Annotated in this window: 24 protein-coding genes; 15 read left to right on the forward strand and 9 right to left on the reverse strand. The window is 60.0% G+C overall.

The annotated features are described in order from the left end of the window. Positions 1–7: 7 nt before the first annotated feature. The 3 genes from MCP_RS00840 to MCP_RS00850 all read right to left on the reverse strand — a co-directional run bounded on the left by MCP_RS00840 (position 8) and on the right by MCP_RS00850 (position 3,713). Positions 8–1,360, reverse strand: a complete 1,353-nt coding sequence (locus MCP_RS00840; protein WP_012898912.1) for a hypothetical protein — start codon at positions 1,358–1,360, stop codon at positions 8–10. Positions 1,361–1,432: 72 nt separating this feature from the next. Next, positions 1,433–2,728 carry a preprotein translocase subunit SecD gene (locus MCP_RS00845; RefSeq protein ID WP_012898913.1) on the reverse strand — a complete coding sequence of 432 codons (1,296 nt, stop codon included), beginning with the start codon at positions 2,726–2,728 and terminating at the stop codon, positions 1,433–1,435. Next, a complete protein-coding gene (locus MCP_RS00850) occupies positions 2,721–3,713 on the reverse strand; it encodes a protein translocase subunit SecF (RefSeq protein WP_231845125.1) in 993 nt (330 codons plus the stop codon). The genes MCP_RS00845 and MCP_RS00850 overlap by 8 nt, the downstream gene beginning before the upstream one ends. Positions 3,714–3,916: 203 nt before the next feature. Between MCP_RS00850 and MCP_RS00855 the strand changes: the two genes are divergently transcribed. From MCP_RS00855 to MCP_RS00880, 6 genes are all read left to right on the forward strand, one after another. After that, positions 3,917–4,165 (forward strand): DUF7123 family protein, encoded by a 249-nt coding sequence (locus tag MCP_RS00855; protein WP_012898915.1) that lies wholly within the window; start codon positions 3,917–3,919, stop codon positions 4,163–4,165. 120 nt (positions 4,166–4,285) lie between these two features. Continuing rightward, complete coding sequence (locus MCP_RS00860) at positions 4,286–5,434, forward strand: DUF362 domain-containing protein (RefSeq protein ID WP_012898916.1); 1,149 nt, start codon at positions 4,286–4,288, stop codon at positions 5,432–5,434. 4 nt (positions 5,435–5,438) lie between these two features. Beyond that, complete coding sequence (locus MCP_RS00865) at positions 5,439–6,179, forward strand: diacylglycerol/polyprenol kinase family protein (RefSeq protein WP_012898917.1); 741 nt, start codon at positions 5,439–5,441, stop codon at positions 6,177–6,179. After that, positions 6,179–6,739: a thymidylate kinase gene (locus MCP_RS00870; RefSeq protein ID WP_012898918.1), complete on the forward strand. Its 561-nt coding sequence runs from the start codon at positions 6,179–6,181 to the stop codon at positions 6,737–6,739. The genes MCP_RS00865 and MCP_RS00870 overlap by 1 nt, the downstream gene beginning before the upstream one ends. A 68-nt stretch (positions 6,740–6,807) precedes the next feature. Beyond that, positions 6,808–7,614: a shikimate dehydrogenase gene (gene aroE, locus MCP_RS00875; RefSeq protein WP_012898919.1), complete on the forward strand. Its 807-nt coding sequence runs from the start codon at positions 6,808–6,810 to the stop codon at positions 7,612–7,614. Continuing rightward, positions 7,604–8,875: a prephenate dehydrogenase/arogenate dehydrogenase family protein gene (locus MCP_RS00880; RefSeq protein ID WP_012898920.1), complete on the forward strand. Its 1,272-nt coding sequence runs from the start codon at positions 7,604–7,606 to the stop codon at positions 8,873–8,875. Before aroE ends, MCP_RS00880 begins: the two co-directional genes overlap by 11 nt. A gap of 470 nt (positions 8,876–9,345) precedes the next feature. Here the strand turns inward: MCP_RS00880 and MCP_RS00885 are convergent, their stop codons facing one another. Together MCP_RS00885 and MCP_RS00890 are read right to left on the reverse strand one after the other, a co-directional pair. After that, positions 9,346–9,630: a chorismate mutase gene (locus MCP_RS00885; RefSeq protein ID WP_012898921.1), complete on the reverse strand. Its 285-nt coding sequence runs from the start codon at positions 9,628–9,630 to the stop codon at positions 9,346–9,348. An 8-nt stretch (positions 9,631–9,638) separates the two neighbouring features. Beyond that, positions 9,639–10,481 (reverse strand): shikimate kinase, encoded by an 843-nt coding sequence (locus MCP_RS00890; protein ID WP_012898922.1) that lies wholly within the window; start codon positions 10,479–10,481, stop codon positions 9,639–9,641. 115 nt (positions 10,482–10,596) lie between these two features. Between MCP_RS00890 and MCP_RS00895 the strand changes: the two genes are divergently transcribed. The 3 genes from MCP_RS00895 to MCP_RS00905 are packed head-to-tail and all read left to right on the forward strand — an operon-like array spanning position 10,597 to position 13,101. After that, a complete protein-coding gene (locus MCP_RS00895) occupies positions 10,597–11,547 on the forward strand; it encodes a galactose-1-phosphate uridylyltransferase (protein ID WP_012898923.1) in 951 nt (316 codons plus the stop codon). A 50-nt stretch (positions 11,548–11,597) separates the two neighbouring features. Continuing rightward, positions 11,598–12,848: a glycosyltransferase family 4 protein gene (locus MCP_RS00900; RefSeq protein WP_012898924.1), complete on the forward strand. Its 1,251-nt coding sequence runs from the start codon at positions 11,598–11,600 to the stop codon at positions 12,846–12,848. Beyond that, positions 12,835–13,101: a hypothetical protein gene (locus MCP_RS00905; RefSeq protein ID WP_012898925.1), complete on the forward strand. Its 267-nt coding sequence runs from the start codon at positions 12,835–12,837 to the stop codon at positions 13,099–13,101. Before MCP_RS00900 ends, MCP_RS00905 begins: the two co-directional genes overlap by 14 nt. On the opposite strand, the gene MCP_RS00910 is transcribed toward MCP_RS00905, so the two are convergent. Further along, positions 13,092–13,664: a DJ-1/PfpI family protein gene (locus MCP_RS00910; RefSeq protein ID WP_231845126.1), complete on the reverse strand. Its 573-nt coding sequence runs from the start codon at positions 13,662–13,664 to the stop codon at positions 13,092–13,094. The two genes, MCP_RS00905 and MCP_RS00910, sit on opposite strands and share 10 nt — an antisense overlap. An 84-nt stretch (positions 13,665–13,748) precedes the next feature. On the opposite strand from MCP_RS00910, the gene MCP_RS00915 reads away from it, so the two are divergent. Next, positions 13,749–14,540 (forward strand): sugar phosphate isomerase/epimerase family protein, encoded by a 792-nt coding sequence (locus tag MCP_RS00915; protein WP_012898927.1) that lies wholly within the window; start codon positions 13,749–13,751, stop codon positions 14,538–14,540. An 18-nt stretch (positions 14,541–14,558) separates the two neighbouring features. Here MCP_RS00915 and MCP_RS00920 read toward each other — a convergent pair whose 3' ends face one another. Beyond that, a complete protein-coding gene (locus MCP_RS00920; RefSeq protein WP_128566949.1) occupies positions 14,559–15,089 on the reverse strand; it encodes a hypothetical protein in 531 nt (176 codons plus the stop codon). Positions 15,090–15,252: 163 nt separating this feature from the next. Between MCP_RS00920 and MCP_RS00925 the strand changes: the two genes are divergently transcribed. From MCP_RS00925 to MCP_RS00935, 3 genes are all read left to right on the forward strand, one after another. After that, positions 15,253–16,002 carry an RAD55 family ATPase gene (locus tag MCP_RS00925; protein WP_012898929.1) on the forward strand — a complete coding sequence of 250 codons (750 nt, stop codon included), beginning with the start codon at positions 15,253–15,255 and terminating at the stop codon, positions 16,000–16,002. A gap of 192 nt (positions 16,003–16,194) precedes the next feature. Then, positions 16,195–17,280 (forward strand): tetratricopeptide repeat protein, encoded by a 1,086-nt coding sequence (locus tag MCP_RS00930; RefSeq protein WP_128859878.1) that lies wholly within the window; start codon positions 16,195–16,197, stop codon positions 17,278–17,280. A gap of 5 nt (positions 17,281–17,285) precedes the next feature. Beyond that, complete coding sequence (locus tag MCP_RS00935; protein WP_012898931.1) at positions 17,286–18,011, forward strand: MBL fold metallo-hydrolase; 726 nt, start codon at positions 17,286–17,288, stop codon at positions 18,009–18,011. 9 nt (positions 18,012–18,020) lie between these two features. Here the strand turns inward: MCP_RS00935 and MCP_RS00940 are convergent, their stop codons facing one another. Beyond that, the gene (locus MCP_RS00940; protein WP_012898932.1) at positions 18,021–18,365 is read right to left on the reverse strand and encodes a hypothetical protein; all 345 of its coding nucleotides are present in this window, start codon (positions 18,363–18,365) and stop codon (positions 18,021–18,023) included. A 37-nt stretch (positions 18,366–18,402) separates the two neighbouring features. Beyond that, the gene (locus MCP_RS00945; protein WP_012898933.1) at positions 18,403–19,251 is read right to left on the reverse strand and encodes an EFR1 family ferrodoxin; all 849 of its coding nucleotides are present in this window, start codon (positions 19,249–19,251) and stop codon (positions 18,403–18,405) included. A 90-nt stretch (positions 19,252–19,341) separates the two neighbouring features. On the opposite strand from MCP_RS00945, the gene MCP_RS16100 reads away from it, so the two are divergent. Next, positions 19,342–20,598 (forward strand): NosD domain-containing protein, encoded by a 1,257-nt coding sequence (locus tag MCP_RS16100; RefSeq protein ID WP_012898934.1) that lies wholly within the window; start codon positions 19,342–19,344, stop codon positions 20,596–20,598. A gap of 126 nt (positions 20,599–20,724) precedes the next feature. Continuing rightward, complete coding sequence (gene oadA, locus MCP_RS00955; protein WP_012898935.1) at positions 20,725–22,467, forward strand: sodium-extruding oxaloacetate decarboxylase subunit alpha; 1,743 nt, start codon at positions 20,725–20,727, stop codon at positions 22,465–22,467. The last annotated feature ends 3 nt before the right edge of the window (positions 22,468–22,470 follow it).

Raw genomic sequence — 22,470 nt, forward strand, 5'->3', positions numbered from 1 at the left:
TCTTGCCTTACTTCGTGTATTTCGCCCGGTCGTCCTTAGACTTCACGTTGAACTCCAGAACAGCCCGGACAGCCTTCTGCCACTGCGCCTTGTTGACGTGGATGGCCCGCCCCACGAAGTGGCTCCGCAGCTCGCGAAGCAGGGGCAGCTTCTGCACGGAGTACCAGTACTTGATGTTCCTCGGAAGCTCCAGGTCCTCGTCTGAAGTAAATATCGGCTCCCTCCTGAAGTTGATGGAGAGCATGCAGTCGTTCAGGGACCTGATGAAGGCGTCCGCCGCGGCGTCCATGTCCGCTGCCGGGTACTGGCTCCTGGGCACGATGCTGAACACGTACGTCGCCCAGCGCCCGCCGCTCTTGTTCACTTCCTCGTCCTTCGGCTCCTCTTCGGTGGCCTCGCCTTCCGCCGCTGACTGGAGGGGCTCCACTGTCTCGCCCTCGCCGACCGTCACCGCCTCCAGGATCATGGCGTTCGAGGCGGGTACCGGGGCCAGGATCCAGACGTAGTCGCCCGTGACGTCGCCCATCAGGCCTCTCTTGAACCCGGCGCACATCCTGTCCTTCTGCGCCAGCGTCCCGATGAACTTATATTCCTCCAGGATGCCGACCTCCTCGATCTTCTTCTCCAGGCCGCGCCAAATGGCCGGGGATATGGCGTCCAGGTCGGCCTTCCTCGCAGCCTTGCCGTCCCTCATGAGCCTGGCCGCCCTCCTGAGCGAGGACGAGTCGATGCCCGGGGTGAAGCCTTTTATCAGTTCCTGCGTCTTCAGGGTGAGCGTGTTCATGGCGTCGTTCAGGGCCTTCTTGAAGGGCTCGTGCCGGCCGCCCATCCTGGAGATGGTCAGCTTTTCGCCGCTCTCCATTGTGAGCGTGAGCGAGTAGTCGCCTTCCGCGATGCCGGCGATGTTGCTGTACTGGAATCGCAAGGGCTCGCCCCGCTCGACTGCGAGCACCAGCCCTGCCTCGAACAGGCGCAGCTCGCAGCCGCCCGATCTTCCCTCATACTCGTAGAAGCCCTTCAGGCCTCCCAGCACCAGGCTCTCCTGCATGAGCATGTCCTTCATGACCACGTCGTTCCTGGCCTTCGAGAGTATGCGGGAAAAGTTCTCGAAGTTGATGCCCAGCTTCGTGATGGCGAGCTTTTCCTTCGACGTCAATAGTAAATTGATAGAATAGTCGCCTTCGGCGAACTCCAGTATCTCGCGGGGCGAAAAGAGTATGGCCTCGCCCAGCTTCGGGACGATCGATACGTTCTCCTCGTCGATGCGCCCCACCGCGGCGCCGCTGCTGATGGCGCCGCCGTCATCGCTCAGCGAGTACTCGAGGGGGCACTCAATGAGCTTTGTAGCCTCGTCGCTCATAAGCTTAGCTGTATGCTTTTTAGGATATTAACATTTAGCACGCTTAAAAAAGAGGGAAAGTAGGGGGCTGCCCTACTTACTTAAGATGTCGCCGATGATCCTGCCGTAGGCGGGCCTCGTTATGAGGATGCCGATGAACACGCCCAGGATCGTCGTGATGGCGAACCCCTTGAGCGCGCCGAAGCCCATGTACCAGAGCGGTATCATGGCCACGACCACCGTGGCCGCGGAGGACACGATGATCTTGAAGGCCGACGACAGCTTCTGGAGGATCTTCTTCGTGGTGGGCGCCCTGCCCGTGGCCATGACCTCGTCCGTGATGATGATAAGCTGGTCTATTCCAGTGCCTATCACGGCGATGATGCCGGCCACCGAGGGAAGGTCGATCTCCCAGTTGATGAACGCCGCCACGCCCAGGAGTATGACCACCTCGAATATCGAGGTCAGGAACATGGGTAGTATGATCCTGGGCTCCCGGTAGCGCAGGTACATGATGAGGCCGATGGCGGCCTGGGCCAGGATCATGCCGATGATGACCATGGTCTTGAACGTGGCGCCCTGCTCGGCGGGCACCTGCCCTGAGCTGACCACCTGGACGCTGACAGGCAGCGAGCCGCCCTTCATGTGGACGGCCACCTCTTTCGCGATGGCCTTGCCCTCGTCGCCAGTCCCGGTCATGGCGACCATCTGGTCCACCTGCTTCGTCTTCAGGCTGTTCGCCAGCTCGGACGAGAGGGGCCTCGAGTAGAACACTTTACCGTCCAGGATCATCATGATATAGTGTTCCTCCGGGGCGGTCGTGGCCCCGTACTGGATGGCGGCCTGCTGGAACTTCTCCGCGCCTGCCTTTGTCAGGCTGAATGTCACGCCCCAGGCCGTCTCCGTGCCGGACAGCTCGGAGGTCGGGTCTGAAACGCCCTGAACTTCGCTGCCGTCGAGTATGAAGGCCGACTCGTTGCCCTGGGTCTGGATCCTCATCTCGAACTTGCCCTGCTTGCCCACGATGGACATGGCCTCCTCGTACGGGATGCCCGCGAAGTCGATGAGCACGTACGCGTTGCCCGAGTCGTCCCTTACCGTGTTGACGGGCGTGTTCTTGAGGCCGTAGCTGTTGATCTTATTCTCCAGTATGGCCTTGGTATCCTCGAGCGTCTTGTCGCTGATGGTCGGCGTGGTGTTGTTGACCAGCTTGAGCTTGACGAAGGAGCCTCCCTCGAAGTCCAGCCCGAACTTCAGATTGGTCGTAAGCTGGCCGTTCGAGTAGCTCGGCCCCAGGAAGATGATCGATAGTAACAGGGCGATGACCAGGAGGATCACGCGGTAGTCGGTGAGCAGCTTCGTCCACGTTCCCTGCGGCTTCTCAGGCATATTTTGCCCTCCCCTGCGGAGATTCCATGTACCATTTCAACAGGCCGGCGTTCAGGAACCAGGTGTTCATGAGGTCCGCGATCAGGCCGAAGATCATGACCGTCGAGATGTTCGCGAGCACCGGTATGGTGGAGAACCCGACGAGGTACCCGTAGCTCGCCACGATGTGGAGCACCAGGAAGGCGACGATGGCCGCGCCGGTCATTGTCAGGCCCGTGGCCCGGCAGGACGTGATCTTCTTGTCCAGGTACTTCCGCTCTCCTAGCACCTTGGTCGTCAGCAAAATATCGGTGTCCACCGAGTAGCCGATCAACATTAACAGGGCGGCGAACGTCCCGAACGTCAGCTCGATCCCGAATATGTTCATGAGCGCCACGGCGATCATGATGTCCGAGAACGCCGACGTGATGACCGCGATGGATGGGACGAAGTCCCTGAAGATGATGAATATTACGAGCGCCATCAGGATGAAGGCGGCCACGATGGCTATTACTGCCTGGCTCTGGTTGGTGGCGCTGAAGGTGCTTCCCGTATGCTCCAGTGAGGCGTCCGGGTACGCATTAGCGAGGTACGCCGTTAGCGAGTCGAGCTGCGCCTGCTCCATCGAGCTGAACCGGATCGAGACCGTGCCCGACGGGTCCCGGGTGATCAGGCTGAGCGGGTACTGCGAGAACTCGCCCTGGAGCGCGGCATCCGTCTTGTCCGTCTTCAGGGTGACCAGCGTGCCGCCCTGGAAGTCCAGCCCCAGGTGCAGGGGCGACCCTACGGTGAAGTACGTGAAGCCCGTGATCAATAGCGCTATGGCCAGTACGGCCAGCGGTATGCCGATGGCCTGTTTGGTCGGAAGCTCGGGCCACTTGAGCTTCTCGAACGGCCCCAGGTTGCTTTCGGGCTCTTCCGGAGAGCCCTTATTATCTTCCGTTTTCGCGGGGGCCTTTTGTTTCTTCGATTCGTCGGCCTTCTTCATTGAAATCAAGACGAACATAATATGTTGATGCCCTAAAAAGCTTTTGTATGCTTTTAAGGGAATGTCGGTCTCTTGCATGGCTTCTGCGCGCTATCCATTTATATATAAAAGACAATATCATTACTTCAGCGGCCCGAAAAATCAAAAAAATTTTGCGAGAGTCGAAGGTTATATATACTTGCTGGTACATAATAACATTCAGAGGGGAAGGAAAGAAGACCATGTTAAAGAAACTACAGCTAAAGGATAAGTATAACCACAGCCAGGAAGTCATCATCGAGTACCTTAAGAACGGCTTAAAGGAAGGGAAGCAGTTCTTTAAGTCCAAGTACATCGCGAGGGACCTTGGCATGAGCCCGAAGGAGGTCGGCACTAACATGAAGATCCTTTCGGACGAGTGCAAGGACCTGCTCATAGAGAAGTGGAGCTATTCCAAGAGCACCACCTGGCGTGTCGAAACAGCCGCATAAAAACGTTTTTCTCCATTTCTCGCCTTTTATTTTAACTGCTTATTTTCCATCGCTTAACCAAAATTAAAAAAGCTTTTTATATCATCTACATATCTTAGGTATTTTAAGGAAGTAAAGGCAGTGACATTCGTATCCCTCGTTAAGAACAGCGATCCTTCAAAGGCCGTGAGCGACGCGGTCCAGCTCGCCGGGGGGCTCGAGGTCAGCGGCACCGTCCTCATCAAGCCTAACCTGAGCTGTGCGAAGCCTTCGGGCAGCGGCCTGGTCACGAACGTCGACGTTGTCGTAGCCCTGGTAAAGATGGTCGCGGAGCAGGGGGCGAAACCGCTAGTCGGGGACCTGCCTATTCTCGGGTGGGACCCGAAGACGGTGTTCGACGCGTCCGGCATACGCGCCATCGAGCAGGCGGGCGGAGAGCTCGTCGACTGGAGCGCCGGCCACATCGAGATATCGCTGCCGGGGGCAAAGACCCTGAAGAGAGTGCCCATCGCGAGGCCGGCACTCGAGGTGGACGCCATCATCAACGTACCCGTCCTTAAGCATCACTTTCTCACTCATCTTTCCGGAGGCATGAAGAACCTTTTCGGGCTCGTGCAGCCCGAGTTCAGGCCGAAGGTCCACGTCCTGGGCCTGGACGGGCCATTGGTGGATTTTTACGAGTTCCTCAAGCCCCGCATCGTTTTAAATGTAATGGACGCCACGAGCATCGCCCAGTCGGTGAGGCCCGCCGGCCCGTACTACGGGCCCTCCGAGGCTAAATCGGCGTACCAGGCCAACATGATCCTGGCCAGCAAGGACGCGGTGGCGCTGGACGCGGTGGCGGCCCGGGTCATCGGGATCGAGCCGGATGACGTGGAGATGGTGCGCATCGCCGCATCCCGACGCCTGGGCGACGTCAACCCGAGGACCGTCGGGAACGCCCGGGGCGCCAGCGTGAAGATCAAAAGCTCGCTCCTCGGCAAGGTCATGCCGTACATGGAGGACGCCTGGACGAGCCAGCGCCTCAACCGGATAGCCCATCCGCTCGCGAAGCGCATCTACGGCCAGGACATCGTATCGCTAAAGGAGGTCCGCCGGGAGATGAACGCCATCGACCCGTCCCGCATCGTGCTGGCTGGAAATTGTACGCAGTGCGGCCTCTGCGTGAACGCCTGCCCAACGAAGAACATCGCGCTCGGCAGCAAGCCGGCCTTCGGCTCGAAGTGCATCAAGTGCTTCATCTGCGTCGAGATATGCCCGGGCGGCGTGCTGGCCATCCAGAGGAAGTGACGCCTTGCTCGGGTTCTCCCTGCATGACGTGCTGGGCGGGGTCCTGGTCTATGTCTATATCATCCTGATCTTTTTAGCCGTTGAGAAGCTGTGGAAGGGCGACAGGGCCGTGGGCAGGAAGATCCTGCACATCGCGATGGGCAACATCGTGTTCATTTTAGCCTTTTTCGATAATTGGTACGCGGAGGTGCTCATCGCGGGCTCTGCCCTGCTGTTCTCGCTGCTCATTACGCAGAGGATGCAGCTTTACTTCTTGAACAAGCTTACCGTGGTGCCTGGCGAGGAGAGCTTTTTCCGTAAGGCGTACCGGAAGGTCATCCGGAAGCTGTCGCTCATATCGGCGTCGGACGCCGGGAACGAGTGGGGGCTGGTTTATTACTGTTTGATGTTCACGGTGCTCGCCGGGCTTTTCGCGAAGAGCCCCGTGGTCGTGGCCGTCGGCATGCTCCCCCTGGCTTACGGGGACGGCCTTGGGGCCGTCATCGGCCGGAAGTTCGGCCGCCACCCCTACCGGATCATCGATAAGAAGAGCATCGAGGGCTCCCTTGCCGTGTTCGCCGGCACCGCCCTCTCCCTGGTCGGGGGGATGGTATATTACGGCGTGCCGCTGCAGGACGCCGCCTGGATGTCCGCCGCCATAGGCCTGGTGATCATGGTCGTGGAGGGCGTGACGCCCAAAGGGCTGGATAACCTGGCCATACCGCTGTCCGCGGTCGTCCTATTCCTATTGTTCGGGGCGGTCTGATGCGTTTCTACGTTATTGACGGCCTGGACGGCTCGGGCAAGGATACCCAGGCGTATAAGCTGAAGGAGTACCTCTCTAAGAGCGGCCGGGAGGTCGCGCTGCGGATTCATCCTGCGAGCGATAACGCCTTCGGGCACATCGCCAAGCGCTCGCTGGTCAAGAGCGGCGCGTTCTGGCGCCTCGTCGCGACGTTCTTTTACGGCCTGGACGTGGTGCGCTCCATCATTCTATATTGCCGAGGGGACCGGGACGTCATCTTCGTCCGGTACACGCTCGCCTGCGCCTACCTGCCCAGGGCCATCATCAGGCCAGTCTACGCCGTCGTAAACTTCCTGCTCCCGAAGTCCCCTCACATGTTCTTCCTGGACGTCTCGCCCGAGGAGGCGCTCCGCCGCATCAAGAAGCGGGGGGACAGCGAGGAGATGTTCGAGACGCTGCCTCACCTGCAGAAGAACCGTTCCCGCGCTTTGCTCATCCTCGGGAACTGGAAGGTCGTTGACGGGAACGTGGCGCCCGATAAGGTATTTGAGCAAATTGTGGGTTCCTTATCCGATCAATAACTATCTTCATGTGCAGTACCCAAAAACGTAACATAGGTTTATCTCTTTTAACGTGAATTTTTTACCGTATGATCACGTTGTACGGCGTCATCGGCGACCCGGTCGCGCACTCGCTTTCTCCGGCCATGCACAACGCGGCCTTCAAGGCCCTGGGCATGGACTGCTATTATGCCCCCTTCCACGTCAAAGGCCGATACCTCTACGAGGCAGTCAACGGGGCCCGGGCCCTGGGATTCGGGGGCCTCAACGTCACGGTGCCCCACAAGGAGGCCGTCATACGGTTCGTCGAGGCCGACCAGGCCGTCCGCGACATCGGCGCCGCCAACACCATCGATTTTCATACGAACAAAGCGTACAACACCGACGCCCCTGGAGCGATAGCATCGCTCAGGGACAGCGGCGTCAGGGTGAAGGGCAGGAACGTGCTCGTGATGGGCGCCGGGGGCGCCGCCAGGGCCGTGACATACGGACTATTAAAAGAAGGCGCAACGGTCACCATCGCCAACCGCACCGCGCCCAAGGCGGCAGACCTTGCCGCATACATGCGGGAGTACGGCGACGTGTTCGGCACCGGCATGGACTCGCTGGCCGAAAAGGTGGCTATCTCGGACGTCATCGTCAACACGACCACCGTGGGCATGGGCGAGGACCGGACCCTGGTCACGGCCGCCATGCTCGGCCCTGAGCAGGCGGTATTCGACCTGGTGTATAAGCCTGTGGAGACACAGCTCCTCAAGGAGGCGAAGGCGGCCGGGGCGAAGGCCATCGACGGCATCACCATGCTGGCAAGGCAGGGCGCCCTGTCCTTCGAGATATGGACGGGCGTGAAGCCGCCGCTCGACGTCATGGAGAGGAGCGCCAGGGATGCCGTTTAAGGTGCTCGTCGTGGGCGGGGCCGGCGGGATGGGCCGGTGGTGTACCTCGCTTTTCAAGAACTCCGGGATGGAGGTGTCCATCAGCTCGAGGCGGGACGCCTCGGATGTGGCGCGGTCGCTCGGCGTCGGATTATCGAGCCCTGGCGATGCAGGATCGTTCGATATCGTAGTCCTGTCGGTCCCGATCGACGCCGTCGAGCACGTTGCCTCCGGGGTCGCCCCAAAAATGAGGCAGGGCTCGCTGCTCATGGACATGTCCTCGCTCAAGGTGAAGCCCGTCGAGTCTATGCTCCGGCACTCGCCCCCGGGAGTGGAGGTCATCGGCGCCCACCCGCTGTTCGGCCCAGGCTCCGACGGCCGGGGAATGAGCATTGCCCTCGTGCCCACGGAGCGGAGCGAGCGCTGGTTTTCGATCATCCGTGACCTCTTCGAGGATGCCGGCTACGGCGTGCTCGTGACCACTGCGGAGAGGCACGACAGGGACATGGCCGTCGTCCAGGGCCTGACCCATTTCATGTACGTCGCCATGGGCCGCGCGCTCGAAAGGTCGAACGCGGACTTAAATGAAGCCTCGGCCTTCCGGACGCCCGTCTACGGGATCACTAAAGAGCTGCTCGGCCGGGTCCTGTCCCAGAGCCCCGGGCTTTATGCGCTCATACAGTCGTCCGGGCCCGCGGGCGAGCTCAGGAGGGCATTCGTCGGGGCGTGCGAGGAGCTATCGTCGGAGCTGGACGCCGGGGACCTTGAGGGCTTCGCCCGGGACTTCGGGTCCGCCGCCCGCTACTATGGCGATACAGAAGGGGCCCGGAAGCGCTCCGAGCGCATCGTCCGGGACTATATGGAGCCCCGGCTTCGGGCCATGGACGCCGTGGGCAAGGAGCGTGCCTTCGAGCTCGACGGCCGGGTCGTCTACGGGGTCGTGAAGCACGCGGGGCCCGACGACTTCACCCTGGAGACTTCCGACGGCACTATCATTCTCAAGTACGAGGACGTCAGCGATGCCAGCGATCGCGCCTGCCAGGAGCCCCTCGTGAGCCGGGACATCCTGGTGAAGCTGCCCATCGGCGCCGACCCCTCGATCCTCCAGTGGGCGCTGTCGAACATCGACGGCGTGAAGCGCGCAGGCTTCGAGACAGCAGACGCCCTCGGCCCTGACTTTGTCGCCTGCCGGTTTACCGTCAGCGTGCCCGCCGGCAGGAGCGACGAGGTGCTGCAAAAGGTATTAAAAACGATATGGGGGTTGGGGCTCGAGGTAAAGTGATCCCTGCCCAAAACGATTGATATATGTGTATTTTATACGCGCTTTTACGTTATACCGTCGTTGAGTGTCCTCAACCACAGGGGCACGGAGAGCGCAGAGTTCACTGAGTTTTTTTATAGATGGAGGCTCAGAGGGCACGGAGACGGGTTTATAATTACCTGGGGCACAGAGTTAATTGAGGCACTGCTGAGAATAAACCCGCATTATTGTTTATTGGTCAACCGAGCCTCAATTAACTCTGTGCCCCAGGGAAACCAATAAACCGGGCTCCGTGTACTCCGTGTCTCATACTATTAAATAAAAACTCTGTGAACTCCAGTGCGCTCTGCGCCCCTGTGGTTGCTCGAATTCGCATCAGCGAAAAGGACACTCCAAGAATGTATAACCGGAAAACGAAAATTTGCATTAGCTATAGGACAAGACACGGCTTCGTAGTAATATTTTAAGATTTTATATCAAATGAAAAGGTTTCAGGGAAGCCTGCCCTCGCCCGAGAGCTCATGCTGCCGGCTGATGCTCATATCGATGATGACCTTGAAAAGCTCCTTCACGGCCCCGGTATCCAGGCCCAGCTCGAGCGCCTTCTCCATGGCCCGCTTCACGACGAGCTCATTCTGCTTATCATCGTTAATGGCTATGCCTTCCTTCTTCTTGATCTCCACGATACGGCCCGCGAGCTGCATGCGCTTTGCCAGCAGGCGCAATATTTCGAGGTCTACTTTCTTAACTTCCTCTCGGACTTCTTCAAGGGACATGATGTACCTCACCTGAGCGTATGAGCTCCTGTGTTGTTCGTTCTCGTGATCATGACTTTGCCGGGGTAGGACGACCAGGCGGCCCTTAGCTCTTCGAGCTTCTCGCCGGAGGCCAGCGCCACGTACGAAGGCCCCGTGCCGGAAAGGCTCACAGCGTCGACGCCCAGCTCTAGCGCCGCCATCATGGGCTCCGGGCTATAGCCGAGCGCGGCCGTGTACAGGAAGCCGTTCAGGGTCATCGCCCTGCGGTATTCGCCCCGCATGGCCATGTCGAACGCGGCGTCCACCCAGGGCCCGATGGCCCGTGACCGGGCGACGTTCGTCTGGCTTGAAAAGGCCTTCTTATCGGGCGCATAGATGATGACGTCCGACTCGACGGGCTCCCGCTTCAGCAGCTCGTTATTCCGGTTATCAGTAACGACGATCCCGCCCAGCATGGAGGCGCACGCGTCGTCGAAGGCGCCCGTGATGGACACGCCGGTATCCAGTGCCGCCCTCACGCCGAGGCGCACCATGTCCAGGGGCTCCATATCCCTGCCTATGGCCCGCAGCGTGGCAAGCACGGTGGCGTTGGCCGCGGCGCTGGAGGACTTCAGGCCGCTCGCCTGGGGCACCTGGCTTTTAGTTCTGATCTTCGCCCCGGAGTCGACATCGAACTCTTCGAGCACGAGCTCGCAGGCCCTCTCGATGAGCCTCGTGTCCCCGCCGCCCTCGATCTCGCCCTCAACGAGGTCGCCCCTCAGGGTGACTTCGGCCTCAGTCTTTAATGTGATGCCGAAGGCGCTCCCCTTATATGTGGCGATGGCGTTAATGACCGTGCCCGCGCCGAACGCTATCCCGTGGCCTCTCATCGTCCGCTCCAGTGTGTGCTATACAATAGCACACTTCGTATAAATCTCTATCCATTAAATTATGATAATCGCTATGCGATAACCTTTATCTAGGCGCGGCCTCAAAACAATGCTCATGAACGAGTTACGCCGGGACTATTTTCTCGACCGATGGGTGATCATCGCGACCGACCGAGCCAGGCGGCCCAGCGACTTCATCAAGGCCCGGGACCCCCCTGCGGGAGCGCAGGGCTGCTCCTTCTGCCCCGGCTGCGAGGACAAGACTCCCCCGAGCAAGGCGAGCTACTTCGACGACAGCCACAGGCCCGACGAGCCCGGAAAGCCTCCCCTCACAGGGTGGACCGTCCGGGTGATACCAAACCTGTACCCGGCCGTAAAGCAGGAAGGCGTCATGCTCATGGACGGCAGGGGAATGACGGCATCGGGCGTCCACGAGGTCATCGTAGAGAGCCCCCTGCACGACCATCACCCCCAGTTCATGTCCGACGGCGAAGTTAAGCGCCTGTTCCGCGTTTATAAGGACCGCTACGCGGAGATCGCCGGCATACCCTACATCAGGTACATCTCTCTCTTCAGGAACTACGGCCGCGAGGCCGGGGCGTCGCTCGCTCACGCCCATTCCCAGCTCATCGCCCTCCCCATCGTGCCGGAGAATATAAAAGAGCAGGGCGGCCTCGACTACGGCCGGGTCATCGCGGAAGAGTCGGGCTCGCCGAGGGCTATCCTGGACACGGCACACACCCTGGCGATCGCCCCTTATGCCTCGTGCTACACGTACGAGGCCTGGGTCATCCCGAAGAGGAAGCGGAGGAACCTGGCGGAGATGACGGACGAGGAGAGGGACGACTTCGCCGTGACGGCGAGGAACGTGCTCGCCAGGCTGTCGAAGCTGCTCTCGGACCCACCGTATAATTATGCGTTCGTCCAGTCCGTGGACGACGATGTGCACATGCACCTGCGCATCTACCCAAAGCTGGGCATTGAGGCCGGCTTCGAGCTCAATACCAGGGTCCACATCAACTCCGTGACCCCTGAAAGCGCGGCTAAAAGCTTAAGGGAAATATAGCCGTTAAAACCCGACCCCATTATTTTATAAATACAAATTAATCTTAATTCGTGAGGATCGCCTTCTTCGCATGGGAGTACCCGCCGAGGCTGGTGGGCGGCCTGGGCACATACGCAGAGTACATCACCCGGGAGTACGTGAGGCTAGGGCACGACGTCGCCGTGTTCACGATGAACAACGGCGGCCTGAAGACCAGCGAGGTGGTCCACGGCGTCTCGGTGCACCGGCCCCTGGGGGTCGACTTCTCAGACCTCCTGAAGGTCATCTCGGACGGCGAGCTAAGGTCGTGGGGAGGCCAGCTGCGCTTTTTCAGCTCCATCATGGTCAATGACATACTGTGCTGTGCCAAGCTGGCCAACCAGCTCACGAGGGCGGAGGGGGTTAAGTTCGACATGGCCTGCGTCCACGACTGGATGGGCGCCATGGCCGCGCCCACGCTGAAGGGCGAGCTATCCCTGCCCGTCGTGTTCCACGTCCACTCGACAGAATGGGGCAGGAGCGGCGGGCGCGGGAGCAAGGCCGTGGGCGATATCGAGTACCTGGGCGCCACAACTGCCGACGATATAGTCACGGTGAGCTATGCCATGAAGGAAGACCTGGCCGGCCACGGCTGGCCCGCCGAAAAGATCCACGTCGTCTGGAATGGCATTGACCCGGATACGTATGGCCCGTCTAAAGCCGTCCCGCGAGAAGTCGAAGCGCTAAGGAAGCGCTATGGCATCGCGGACGGCCAGAAGATGATACTGTTCGTGGGACGGCTCAACTGGGTCAAGGGCATCATGAACCTGGTGCAGGCCATGCCCGCCGTGCTCAAGGAGCACCCGGAGGCGAAGCTCGTCATCCTGGGCACCGGGGGCGAGGAGAACGACATCCGGAGCCTCGTGTCACGGCTCGGCCTTGAAAAAAGCGTCGCCTGCCGGTTCGAGTTCGTTTCTGAAAAGGAGCGTATACTCCATTACGCGGCCTCGGACCTCTGCGTCTTCCCGTCATTATATGAGCCGTTCGGCATCGTGAGCCTGGAGGCCATGGCCATGGAAAAGCCCATCGTGGTCGGGGCGAGCGGCGTATCAGGCCTCAAGGAGCAGGTGGTCAACTCGGGCCCCGAAAGGACCGGGGTGCACGTCGACGGGAACTCGCCGGCGGATATCGCATGGGGCATCCTGGAGGCATTAAGGGACGAGGGCCGCATGAAGGCCTGGGGACAGGCCGCCCGGAAAAGGGTCCTGGAGTACTTCACCTGGGATAAGGCGGCCAGGGAAACGCTGAGCATATACGAGGGGCTTCTGCATGGCCGACGGTGATAAGCACGACATGGCCCGCGGGCTGTTCAGGCCCGAGGGCAAGAGCCCTTACATCTTTAACGGTAAGCCGCTCAATAATTTTAATGACCTGAAGGACTACCTGGTCGCCTTCACGGGCGCGGAGGCCCTCTGGGTGGCCTCCTGGCTCGAGTACCTGGGGGACGCGGAGACGGCTGACCGCATCCGCCGCAGGCCCCGGGACTTCAAGGACATCGTCCTTAAAAGGTACAGGGAGCTGAAGCCCTACATCTGAGCGGCAGCGGGCAGCCTTTCCTTTAGCAGCGCTAATATTGTCTCGGCGAACTCCTTAGCGTACGTGGGCCCCGCCCCCGTGACCACGTTCCCGTCTACGACGACGCCCTCGTTCACGTAGGTCTCGCCGTTCTCTTTCAGCACTTCCAGCGCCCCGGTATCGGGGTATACGGTGCCCCTGCGGCCCCGCATGATGCCCGCGATAGCGGGTATTGCGCCCGATATACAGATAGCTCCGATGACCTTGCCCTTCTCGTTCGCCTCCCTGACCTTTCGAAGCAGCGCCTCATTGTGCCACAGGTGCTCCCGGGCGCCCTTCCCGCCGGCGATGACCAGGGCGTTCAGGCTGTCGACTTTGATGTCCTCGATGTGCAGGTCGGGGAGCGTCGAACCGCCCTGCGAGCCGTATATCGGCTTCTTAGTCGTGCTGGCCGTGAGCACGAAGGCGCCCACCCCCGAAAAAACGTCCTCGGGCACGAACAGCTCCTCGTCCCTGAACCCCTCCGGGGCCGCGACCAGCACGATCTCCGTGTTATCAAGGCTGAACTCCATGAAGATTACCATCGACAGTATACCGGGCCGGGGCATTATCCTTTGGCTTTTATGGAACGGAAAAACGTTAATATCGTTGAGGCCCGATTGTAAATCATGTACTACGGAACGCTCGCCGACCCGAAGGGCGACAGCGACATCCTGCAGGAGATCAACTACGCGAAGGATGCCGGCTTCGACTTTCTGGAAATTAGCGCCGAGGGGCCCAAGTTCACTACCTCGAAGCTTTTATCGCGGGCAGGCGAGATAAAAAAGGCCCGGGACGAAGCCGGGATATTTTTCACCTGCCACACGCCCTGGGGATGGAACGTGGGCAACCCGTATAAGCCCATTAGGGACGCCACCCTGAGCGAGGTCATCGGCGTCATCGGCTTCGCGGAAGAGGTCGAGGCGAGGCTGGTCACGGTGCACATGCACACCCGGTTCGGGCTCTACCACAGGGACGAGATGATCCGCCATATGGCCGAAGGGCTGAGTGTTTTGTGCGACAGGGCGGAGAAGTCCGGCATGCCGGTCACCGTGGAGAACGTGGACCAGAGCGTCGATGACTTCAAGAAGCTGTTCGAGCTGGAGCCCAGGGCGAAGTTCCACCTCGACGTCGGCCACGCCAACATCTCCTGCAAGGGCGGCGCCAACATCGCCGACTTCATCGACACGTTCAAGGACAGGCTGTACCACGTCCACGTGCACGACAACAAGGGCGGCCACGGCGTCGATGGCGACCTTCACCTGGCCCTGGGCATGGGCAACATCGACTGGCACAAGGTGGTGAACGCGCTCAAAGCGGCAAAATATGATAAGACGGTCACCTTCGAGGTGTTCTCCAAGAACCGTCAGTACCTGGAGACGAGCCTGGACGTGTTCAGGGGCCTTGCCGGCGGCAGGTAAAAGATCGGCCGATACCGATCACGTCCATATGGACCTGGCCACGTTCAGGTACTTGATGTCGTTATAGTACTCGCCGTCGTCTCCCCACTCGATGCGCTCGATGGTGATGAGCACCGAAGGGGCGAGGTCGTGCTTATCGGTCTCAAGGGAGACTACTTTGCGGTCTCCTCTGGCCATATCGCCGATGACAAAGGGCTGCTCTATTAGCTCATTGCCCCCATGCGCATCAATTATTTTTAGCGTGACCGTCACTTTCTTTGCAGTAGTGTTGCCGTCGTTGGCCAGCTCGATGGTGATGTACTCCTTCTGGTAGTCCGAATCCTTCGTGAAATTGAACGATTCCAGCCCTTTTTCCCCGACGGGCAGGACCTTCACGTCCGTGCTCATCTGCCTAGCCACCACAGTGGGCGCGGGAGTCACCGTGGGGGGCTTCGGCGTGGGGGTCAGCGTAACGACGACCGGCGTGGTCGTCGGCCCGGGATTGATGATGTCCTGTATGTAAACACAGCCGCTTGAAGCCATCATGATGGCCGCTAAAAGAGTTACCATCACGATCGCCAGTGCTTTTCTCGTGTTTGAACCCACCTGTGATCTTTTATGGAAAGAGCACTCCCGAGCCATATAAACATTGTGTTCTTTCCCCTCCTCGAAATAGTTATTACCGTTGAGCGTCCCTAACTAAGGTATATCGAAATCGACGTGGTGTGGACGCATGACCGAAATAAAGAACCGGGCCAGGTTCGGCATACAGGACCTGGACAACGCGCTCGACGGAGGCCTGCCAAGGGGGTCGCTCGTGCTCATCGAGGAGGACACGGGGGCCAAATCGCAGATCTTACAGAGCAAGTTCATCGCCGATGGGCTGCTCAACAACGAGTACTGCTACATCTTCAACATGGAGCATCCGCCCCAGGCGATCGTGAACTCGCTCAACGTGTTCGGCCTCGAGCCCGAGGAGAACATCAACAGCGACCAGCTTATGATCATCGACGGCTTCACCGACGCCTTCGGGTGGGGGGAGTTCGTCTCGAAGTGGAAGTACGTCTGCCACGACCTGGCCAGCATCACCGAGGTCCACGACGTGGTGAAGCAGGCCACGGCCGAGATCAAGCCGTATAATAATCTGAGGGGCGTCGTGGACTCGCTGACCACGCTAATCCTGGCCAGCGACTCCGAGCGCTCTATCTTAAACTACATCCACCACCAGATGGCCATCCAGAAGAACTACGGCACGACCACGCTCTACACGATCCACATGGGGGCGCATCGCCCCGAATTAATTAAAGCGCTGGAGCACATCGTGGACGGGGTCATCTGGATAAGCAAGGTCGAGGTGGACGACGAGCCCAGGGACGTCATACAGATAAAGAAGCTCCGGGATTCGAAGTACTCATCGCGCAAGTACTTCTTTAACGCGGACGAGGAAGGCGCCGCTCTCGAAGTGATGAAAAAGCATCCCTGACTAGTAACTTATCCCCCCGTTATCGGCGGAAAAATTTTCTTTTTATCGAATAATATGTTCGCATTTTTGTAAAAATAGCTAAAATTATTCTCTATAAAGTGAAACAATCGGTAGTTTAATTATGTATAGTGTTAATATTTTTCTAATATTTGGCGCATGCGAAATGCATGGCATAAGAAAAAGTGGGGCATAATGAAGGATATCGTAAGAGCTTTGGGCTTGATCACTAAAGGCCTTCTCGTGGACGGCAGGGCTGAAGAGCCCGGCGCCGAGAAGGCCAGGGCGTACCTGGGCAGACGGGACTACGCCCATGCGGCCGAAGAGCTCAAGAAGGCTATCTCATCTCATCCTGACGACCCCGAAGCACATTATGATCTGGGCGTAGCCCTCGTGCGCGCAGGTAAGCTGGACGATGCCATGGGATCGTTCGTCGCCGCCATCAAGCTGGACCCCGGGTTCGCGGAGGCGCATTATAACCTGGGCGTCGTCTTCGCGAAGAAGGGCATGCTCGACGACGCCATAAGGGAGTACAACCGGGCCGCGAGGCTCAGGCCGGACTACGCGAAGGCCCACTTTAACCTGGCCCTGGCGCTCACCAACAAGGGCCTCCACGACCACGCGAAGAGCGAGCTCATGGCTGTCGGGGGCATCCGGCGCAGGCAGGCCCTGGAGCACTACAACAGGGGCGTGGAGCTGGCCGGCCGGGACGAGGCCATACTATCGATGGCCGAGTTCAGGGAGGCGCTCAGGCTCGACCCGGGCCTGTACCAGGCATATAACAACATCGGCGCAATGCTCGCCCATAACGGGATGATCGACCGGGCCGTGGCCGAGTACGGGCGGGGGCTCAGCATCAACCCGGACGACCCGGAGCTCCACTTCAACATGGCGCTCGCCCTGAGCGCAAGGGAAGACCACGGCGCCGCCCTGAAGGAGCTCGGCGAGGCCGTGCGGCTGAGCCCGAACTTCGCCGAGGCCCACTACAGCCTGGGGAAGACCCTGGCCGCGCTCGACAAGCTGGACTGGGCCGTTTCCGAGTATAAGGAGGCCCTTAGTCTGGACCCCGGCCTGAGCATGGCCTACTTAGACATGGGCGTTGCGCTCGAGGAGTCGGGGGACCTTGAGGCGGCTGCCGGCGCTTACCGGGACTTCATCAAGAGCTGGAAGTTCGAGTACGGCGCGCTGTGGGAGTTCGCCGACCGGCGGCTGAACGACCTGGAGAAGGCGCCGGCCTCGCCTCCTGGCCCGCGAAGTATTTATCCGACGGCCGCCAAGTAGCGTGTATGAAAGTCACGTTCCTGGGCACGAACGGCTGGTTCGACAGCGAGACGGGCAACACGATATGCACTCTCCTGGAGGCGGACGGCCGGCACGTGGTCCTCGACGCCGGGAACGGCATCCACAAGCTGGGCAGATACATAAAAAATAAGCCGGTAGACCTCTTTCTCAGCCACTACCACTTCGACCACATCGAGGGCTTGCACACTATCGTAATGCTCCCGTTAGAGAGCCTGCGGATATTCGGGATGGAGGGCACGGAAAAGGCGCTCCGTGCCATCATCAAGAAGCCCTACACCGTTCCCCTGGGCGAAGGCCCCTTCCCGGTCGAGGTGTACGAGCTGCCCCGGGACAGGGCGAAGGCGCCCTACCTCGAGGACTTCGGGCTTCTCATGCATTCCGACCCTTGCATGGGATACCGGTTCCGGCTGGGCGGCCTCACGATCGCCTACTGCACGGACACCGGGCTATGCGATAATCTCATAAGGCTCGGCAGGGACGCGGACCTGCTCATCACGGAGTGCTCCGAGCTCCCGGGCCGCCACAGCGACCGGTGGCCTCACCTGAACCCGGAGGACGCCCTCGCGGCGGCGGAAAAGTCCGGGGCAAAAAAGCTGGCGCTGACGCATTTTAATGCTCACTTATACGACACGCCCGGCGCACGTAAAGAGATCGAGCGCTCGAATAACGGCCTCATCGCGGCATACGACGGCCTTGAGCTCGAGCTTTAGCGCTCCGCTTTAGCGGATCCTCCTCTTTTGCTTGATCTTAATGATGCCCCGCCTGACCAGGACGTTGATGGCGTACACGTGGACTAGCGTGGAGGCCAGAATGATGACGAGCCCGATGGCCAGGCTAATCAGCATGCCGCTGCTTTCCGACAGCGACGGAAGGATGAGGAAGAGTATGGCCAGGACGATCGAAAAGTAGAGCGCGTTGAAGAGGCTGTAGTACAGTCTTGATCTCTTGTCCCCGTACTCGGTGTATAAGGGGGACGTAAAATAGTAGATGAGGAAGAGCACTACCGAGCCGATCACGAACATGGTGCCCGTGGAGATCAGGGCGGACGAGACATCCATCAGCATAAGTTTCTAACTCTCTTTGTTAGTTAATAAGGCTATGTCAGGGAACGATATATGCCCGAGCCTTTTCCTCGGGGGTGTCGGCGATGCCCTTGAGCAGCTTCTTGTATTCCTTGTCCGATATGGGCTGCTCGTATAGCAGCGCCTTGCCAGGGCATACCCGGACGCACTGGTAGCAGCGCATGCCGTCGATGCACTTCCAGCTGAACTCGGGGTGGGCCTCGCCGGAGGTGATGCTCTTCGTGGGGCAGGATTTCTTGCAGGTCTCGCAGAACAGGCAGAGCTCCTTGTTGAATATTACTTTGCCTTCCACCTTCTCGCGCAGGGCTCCCACGGTCTTCTTCCGGGGCTTGCCGCGATTCTTAATGAAGAACGGGTTCGTGCTGGCCAGCGCCTCCGGCTCGATGCCCTGGCGCTCGCTATGCGCCTTAAGTATCCGCGCGGCGAACTCCTCGCTCCGGGCCAGGTCGATCTCGTTGGGCCGGCCCTCATTGATCTTAAGCCAGATGCTCTGGGGATAATTATCGAAGGCCTCGACTTTCAGGCCGCCCAGGACCCTGAAGCCCCGCTTCGATAGCGCCATGGCAGCGTCGAACAGGCTATCGCCGGCCGTGGTGCCCCCGTACGTGGTGAAGACGAAGGCGCTCCTGCCCTTGCCCTTGAGGCGCCGGATGAATTTCATGACGTGAGGGGGCGGGTAGCCGAAGAACGTGGGGAATCCCACGCCCACGATGTCCGAATCCTCGTAGGCCTCCGGGAAGTCCGCGGCGTCCTCGAGGTGGAGGGTCACGTTGTCCACGCCTTCGCCCTGGAAGCGTCCCGCTATGGTGTAGGCCACCTTCTCGGTGTTGCCGGTCTGTGAAAAGTACAGGATGCACGCGCTGACCATGGTCGTACCTTTTTTCCATATAGCCGGGAATAGTATGTATATTTTCCCCGGCGGGTAACCATTATATCGGCTGCCGACTACTAGGATAATATGCTTACACGCCCCCTTATGACCGCACTGGCCCTTCTGGCCGCGCTGATGTTATTGCCCACGGCATGGGCCGCCACCTACTCGGTGCCGGGCGACTACCCGACCATCGGCGCTGCCGTCGCCAATTCCTCGTCCGGCGACATTATCAGCGTCGACAGCGGCACGTACCACGAGAACGTGGTCATCACGAAGGATATCACGCTCGTGGGCGGGGGCTCCGGCGCGGGCATGCCCACTATCGACGTCGACTCTGGCGCCGGCATCACGATCGCCGCAGACAACGCCGTGGTACAGAGGTTCCGCGTCACGGGCGGCTCCACGGGCATCGTAGTAAGGGACTGCGGAAGCGTGAAGGTCATGGAATGCATCGTGACCGGCAACGGTAACGGCATCCTGGTCTCGGGGGCGCACGGCTGCGCCGTCATGAACAACACGGTCGCCGGGAACGACAACGTGGGCATCAACGTCCCCGACTCCAGCGGGAACGCCATATACCTCAACATCGTCACGGACAACCAGTACGGCATCGCCGTGACCGGCTCCAGCGCCTCCAACACGATCTACATGAACGTGCTCAGGGACAACCCGGGGTCGAACGGCCTGGGTAACGGCATCTGGAACCACTGGAACTCGTCCATGCCGCTGACCTACGGCTACGGGGGCAGGCAATTCTCGGGCTATTTAGGCAACTACTGGGGCGGCCTGGACGGAACCGACGCTAACGGGGACGGCGTTGTGGATACGGCAGTCATGCTGGCCGAGAACAACGGCGACCACGCCCCCCTGGTCGATCCCATGCCGGAGCACCCGGCGGCCGACTTTACATCTGACGCCACTTCGGGAACATCCCCACTGCCCGTGCAATTCACCGACGCCAGTACGGGGTATCCGGTGAGCTGGCTCTGGGACTTCGGCGACGGGACCACGTCGAACATGCAGAGCCCGCCCCACATTTACCAGAACTCCGGCTCATACACCGTCACCCTTACGGTGAAGAACGTGCGGGGCGAGGGAAAGCTCGTCCGGAGCAACTACATCGTGGCCGGCGCGGCAGCGACGCCGACCCCGACGGCCACTCCGACGCCCACCGCCACCCCGGAGCCCTGGCCCTCGGCCACGCTTACTCCCTCGCCTACGGAGAAGCCAGCTGGAACACCCACTTCAACGGCAACGCCTAAGCCCTCCCCCGGAATGGAATGGCTCATAGGAGCCTCGGCGCTCGCGGCGGCGACCCTGCTATCTAAAAAGAAGCAATAAAGCTCCCGCACTATGTTTTTTACCCGGAGGAACCAGTTAGCCGCCGGTGCCGTTAAGATTATATCATATTACCTTGAAAATACCGTAGCGCATTCATCATTCATAGTGCTTGGCGAGGAATAGTGCATGGTACGGATAACGGAAACGATCCTGAGAGACGCCCACCAGTCCCTGGCGGCGACGAGGATGAGGACCGCGGACATGGTCCCCATCATCGAGAAGCTGGACCAGGTAGGCTTCTACTCTTTAGAGGCATGGGGCGGCGCGACCTTCGACACGTGCATACGGTACCTCAACGAGGACCCGTGGGAACGGCTGAGAATTATTAAAAAGGCCGCGAAGACCACTCCGATCCAGATGCTCCTGAGGGGCCAGAACCTCGTAGGATACCGGCACTACTCCGACGACGTCGTCGAGAAGTTCGTCACCCTCGCATCGAAGAACGGCGTGGACATCTTTAGAGTCTTCGACGCCGTGAACGACATCCGGAACATGGAGGCCTCCATCAAGGCCGCCAGGAAGTGCGGCGCCCGCGTCCAGGGCACGATCTGCTATACGCTCAGCCCGGTCCACTCGAACGACAAGTTCGTGGAGATGGCGAAGGAGCTTGCCGCCCTGGACTGCGATTCCATATGTATCAAGGACATGGCGGGGCTCATCATGCCCGAGCCGGCCGCCGACCTGGTGTCCCGGCTCAAGAAGGAGGTCGGGCTTCCGGTGGATCTGCACTGCCACTGCACCAACGGCATCGCCCCCATGAGCTATTACGCGGCCGCCGGGTCGGGAGTCGACATACTCGACACGGCCATGTCGCCCTTCGGGTTCGGCACCTCTCAGCCCGCCACCGAGTCCATCGTGGGCGCCCTGCAGGGCACGCCTTACGACACGGGCCTCGACTTAAAACTACTGGCGGAGATCGCCGAGTACTTCTGGAAGGTCAAGGAGAAGTATGGAGCCATCATCGACCCCATCCTGGAGAGGATCGACGTCAACGTCCTGGTATACCAGATACCGGGAGGAATGCTCTCCAACCTCGTCTCACAATTAAAACAGCAGAACAAGATGGAGCTGTACGACGCCGTGCTGAAAGAGGTGCCCGTCGTGCGCAGGGAATTAGGATACCCGCCCCTTGTCACGCCGACCTCGCAGATCGTGGGCACCCAGGCGGTGCTCAACGTGGTCATGGGCGAGCGCTACAAGGTCGTCCCCAAAGAGGTCAAGGACTACGTGAAGGGCTTTTACGGCAGGTCGCCCGCGCCCGTGGACCCTGAGATCCAGAAGAAGGTCATCGGCGACGAGCAGCCCATCACCGTCCGCCCCGCGGACCTCCTGAAACCCGAGATGCCCGGCGTCATAGCCGCCGTTAACGGGCTAGGCCTCAAGAATGTGAAGGACGAGGACTATATCACTTATGCCTTATACCCGCCCGTCGCGGAGAAGTTCCTGAAGGGCGAGATCAAGCCCGAGGCGCTGGAGCCCAAAGCGGCGCCGGCGAAGAAGTCGAAGCTCGGGCCCAGCGCGAGGCGCTTCCTGATCGAGATGGACGGCCAGGTCAAGGAGATCAGGATCGAGGCGCTGGACGCGCCCCTGCCGCCCATTGGCGTAGCCGTTACTGCACAGCCGCAGGCGGAGGCCGTGGTCGAGGAGGCGTCGTCGAACGGCGCCGTGACCAGCCCCATGCAGGGCACCATACTGAAGGTCAACGTCAAGGTGGGCGACAGCGTGAAGAAGGGCGACGTCATCGCCGTCCTGGAGGCCATGAAGATGGAGAACGACATCGTGGCCCATAGCTCCGGCACCGTCAAGGCCGTGTATGCCCAGAAGGGCAAGAACGTGGACGCGAACGCCGTGCTGGCCGTCATCGAGTGAAAA

Source organism: Methanocella paludicola SANAE (assembly GCF_000011005.1).
In the GTDB taxonomy this organism is placed as follows: Archaea; Halobacteriota; Methanocellia; order Methanocellales; family Methanocellaceae; genus Methanocella; species Methanocella paludicola.

Coding starts and splice junctions, on each gene's coding strand:
- MCP_RS00840 (WP_012898912.1), bottom strand. CDS start 1,360: ATGAGCGACGAGGCTACAAAGCTCATTGAGTGCCCCCTCGAGTACTCG.
- MCP_RS00845 (WP_012898913.1), bottom strand. CDS start 2,728: ATGCCTGAGAAGCCGCAGGGAACGTGGACGAAGCTGCTCACCGACTAC.
- MCP_RS00850 (WP_231845125.1), bottom strand. CDS start 3,713: ATGTTCGTCTTGATTTCAATGAAGAAGGCCGACGAATCGAAGAAACAA.
- MCP_RS00855 (WP_012898915.1), top strand. CDS start 3,917: ATGTTAAAGAAACTACAGCTAAAGGATAAGTATAACCACAGCCAGGAA.
- MCP_RS00870 (WP_012898918.1), top strand. CDS start 6,179: ATGCGTTTCTACGTTATTGACGGCCTGGACGGCTCGGGCAAGGATACC.
- aroE (WP_012898919.1), top strand. CDS start 6,808: ATGATCACGTTGTACGGCGTCATCGGCGACCCGGTCGCGCACTCGCTT.
- MCP_RS00880 (WP_012898920.1), top strand. CDS start 7,604: ATGCCGTTTAAGGTGCTCGTCGTGGGCGGGGCCGGCGGGATGGGCCGG.
- MCP_RS00885 (WP_012898921.1), bottom strand. CDS start 9,630: ATGTCCCTTGAAGAAGTCCGAGAGGAAGTTAAGAAAGTAGACCTCGAA.
- MCP_RS00890 (WP_012898922.1), bottom strand. CDS start 10,481: ATGAGAGGCCACGGGATAGCGTTCGGCGCGGGCACGGTCATTAACGCC.
- MCP_RS00895 (WP_012898923.1), top strand. CDS start 10,597: ATGAACGAGTTACGCCGGGACTATTTTCTCGACCGATGGGTGATCATC.
- MCP_RS00905 (WP_012898925.1), top strand. CDS start 12,835: ATGGCCGACGGTGATAAGCACGACATGGCCCGCGGGCTGTTCAGGCCC.
- MCP_RS00910 (WP_231845126.1), bottom strand. CDS start 13,664: ATGGTAATCTTCATGGAGTTCAGCCTTGATAACACGGAGATCGTGCTG.
- MCP_RS00915 (WP_012898927.1), top strand. CDS start 13,749: ATGTACTACGGAACGCTCGCCGACCCGAAGGGCGACAGCGACATCCTG.
- MCP_RS00920 (WP_128566949.1), bottom strand. CDS start 15,089: ATGGTAACTCTTTTAGCGGCCATCATGATGGCTTCAAGCGGCTGTGTT.
- MCP_RS00925 (WP_012898929.1), top strand. CDS start 15,253: ATGACCGAAATAAAGAACCGGGCCAGGTTCGGCATACAGGACCTGGAC.
- MCP_RS00930 (WP_128859878.1), top strand. CDS start 16,195: ATGAAGGATATCGTAAGAGCTTTGGGCTTGATCACTAAAGGCCTTCTC.
- MCP_RS00935 (WP_012898931.1), top strand. CDS start 17,286: ATGAAAGTCACGTTCCTGGGCACGAACGGCTGGTTCGACAGCGAGACG.
- MCP_RS00940 (WP_012898932.1), bottom strand. CDS start 18,365: ATGCTGATGGATGTCTCGTCCGCCCTGATCTCCACGGGCACCATGTTC.
- MCP_RS00945 (WP_012898933.1), bottom strand. CDS start 19,251: ATGGTCAGCGCGTGCATCCTGTACTTTTCACAGACCGGCAACACCGAG.
- MCP_RS16100 (WP_012898934.1), top strand. CDS start 19,342: ATGCTTACACGCCCCCTTATGACCGCACTGGCCCTTCTGGCCGCGCTG.
- oadA (WP_012898935.1), top strand. CDS start 20,725: ATGGTACGGATAACGGAAACGATCCTGAGAGACGCCCACCAGTCCCTG.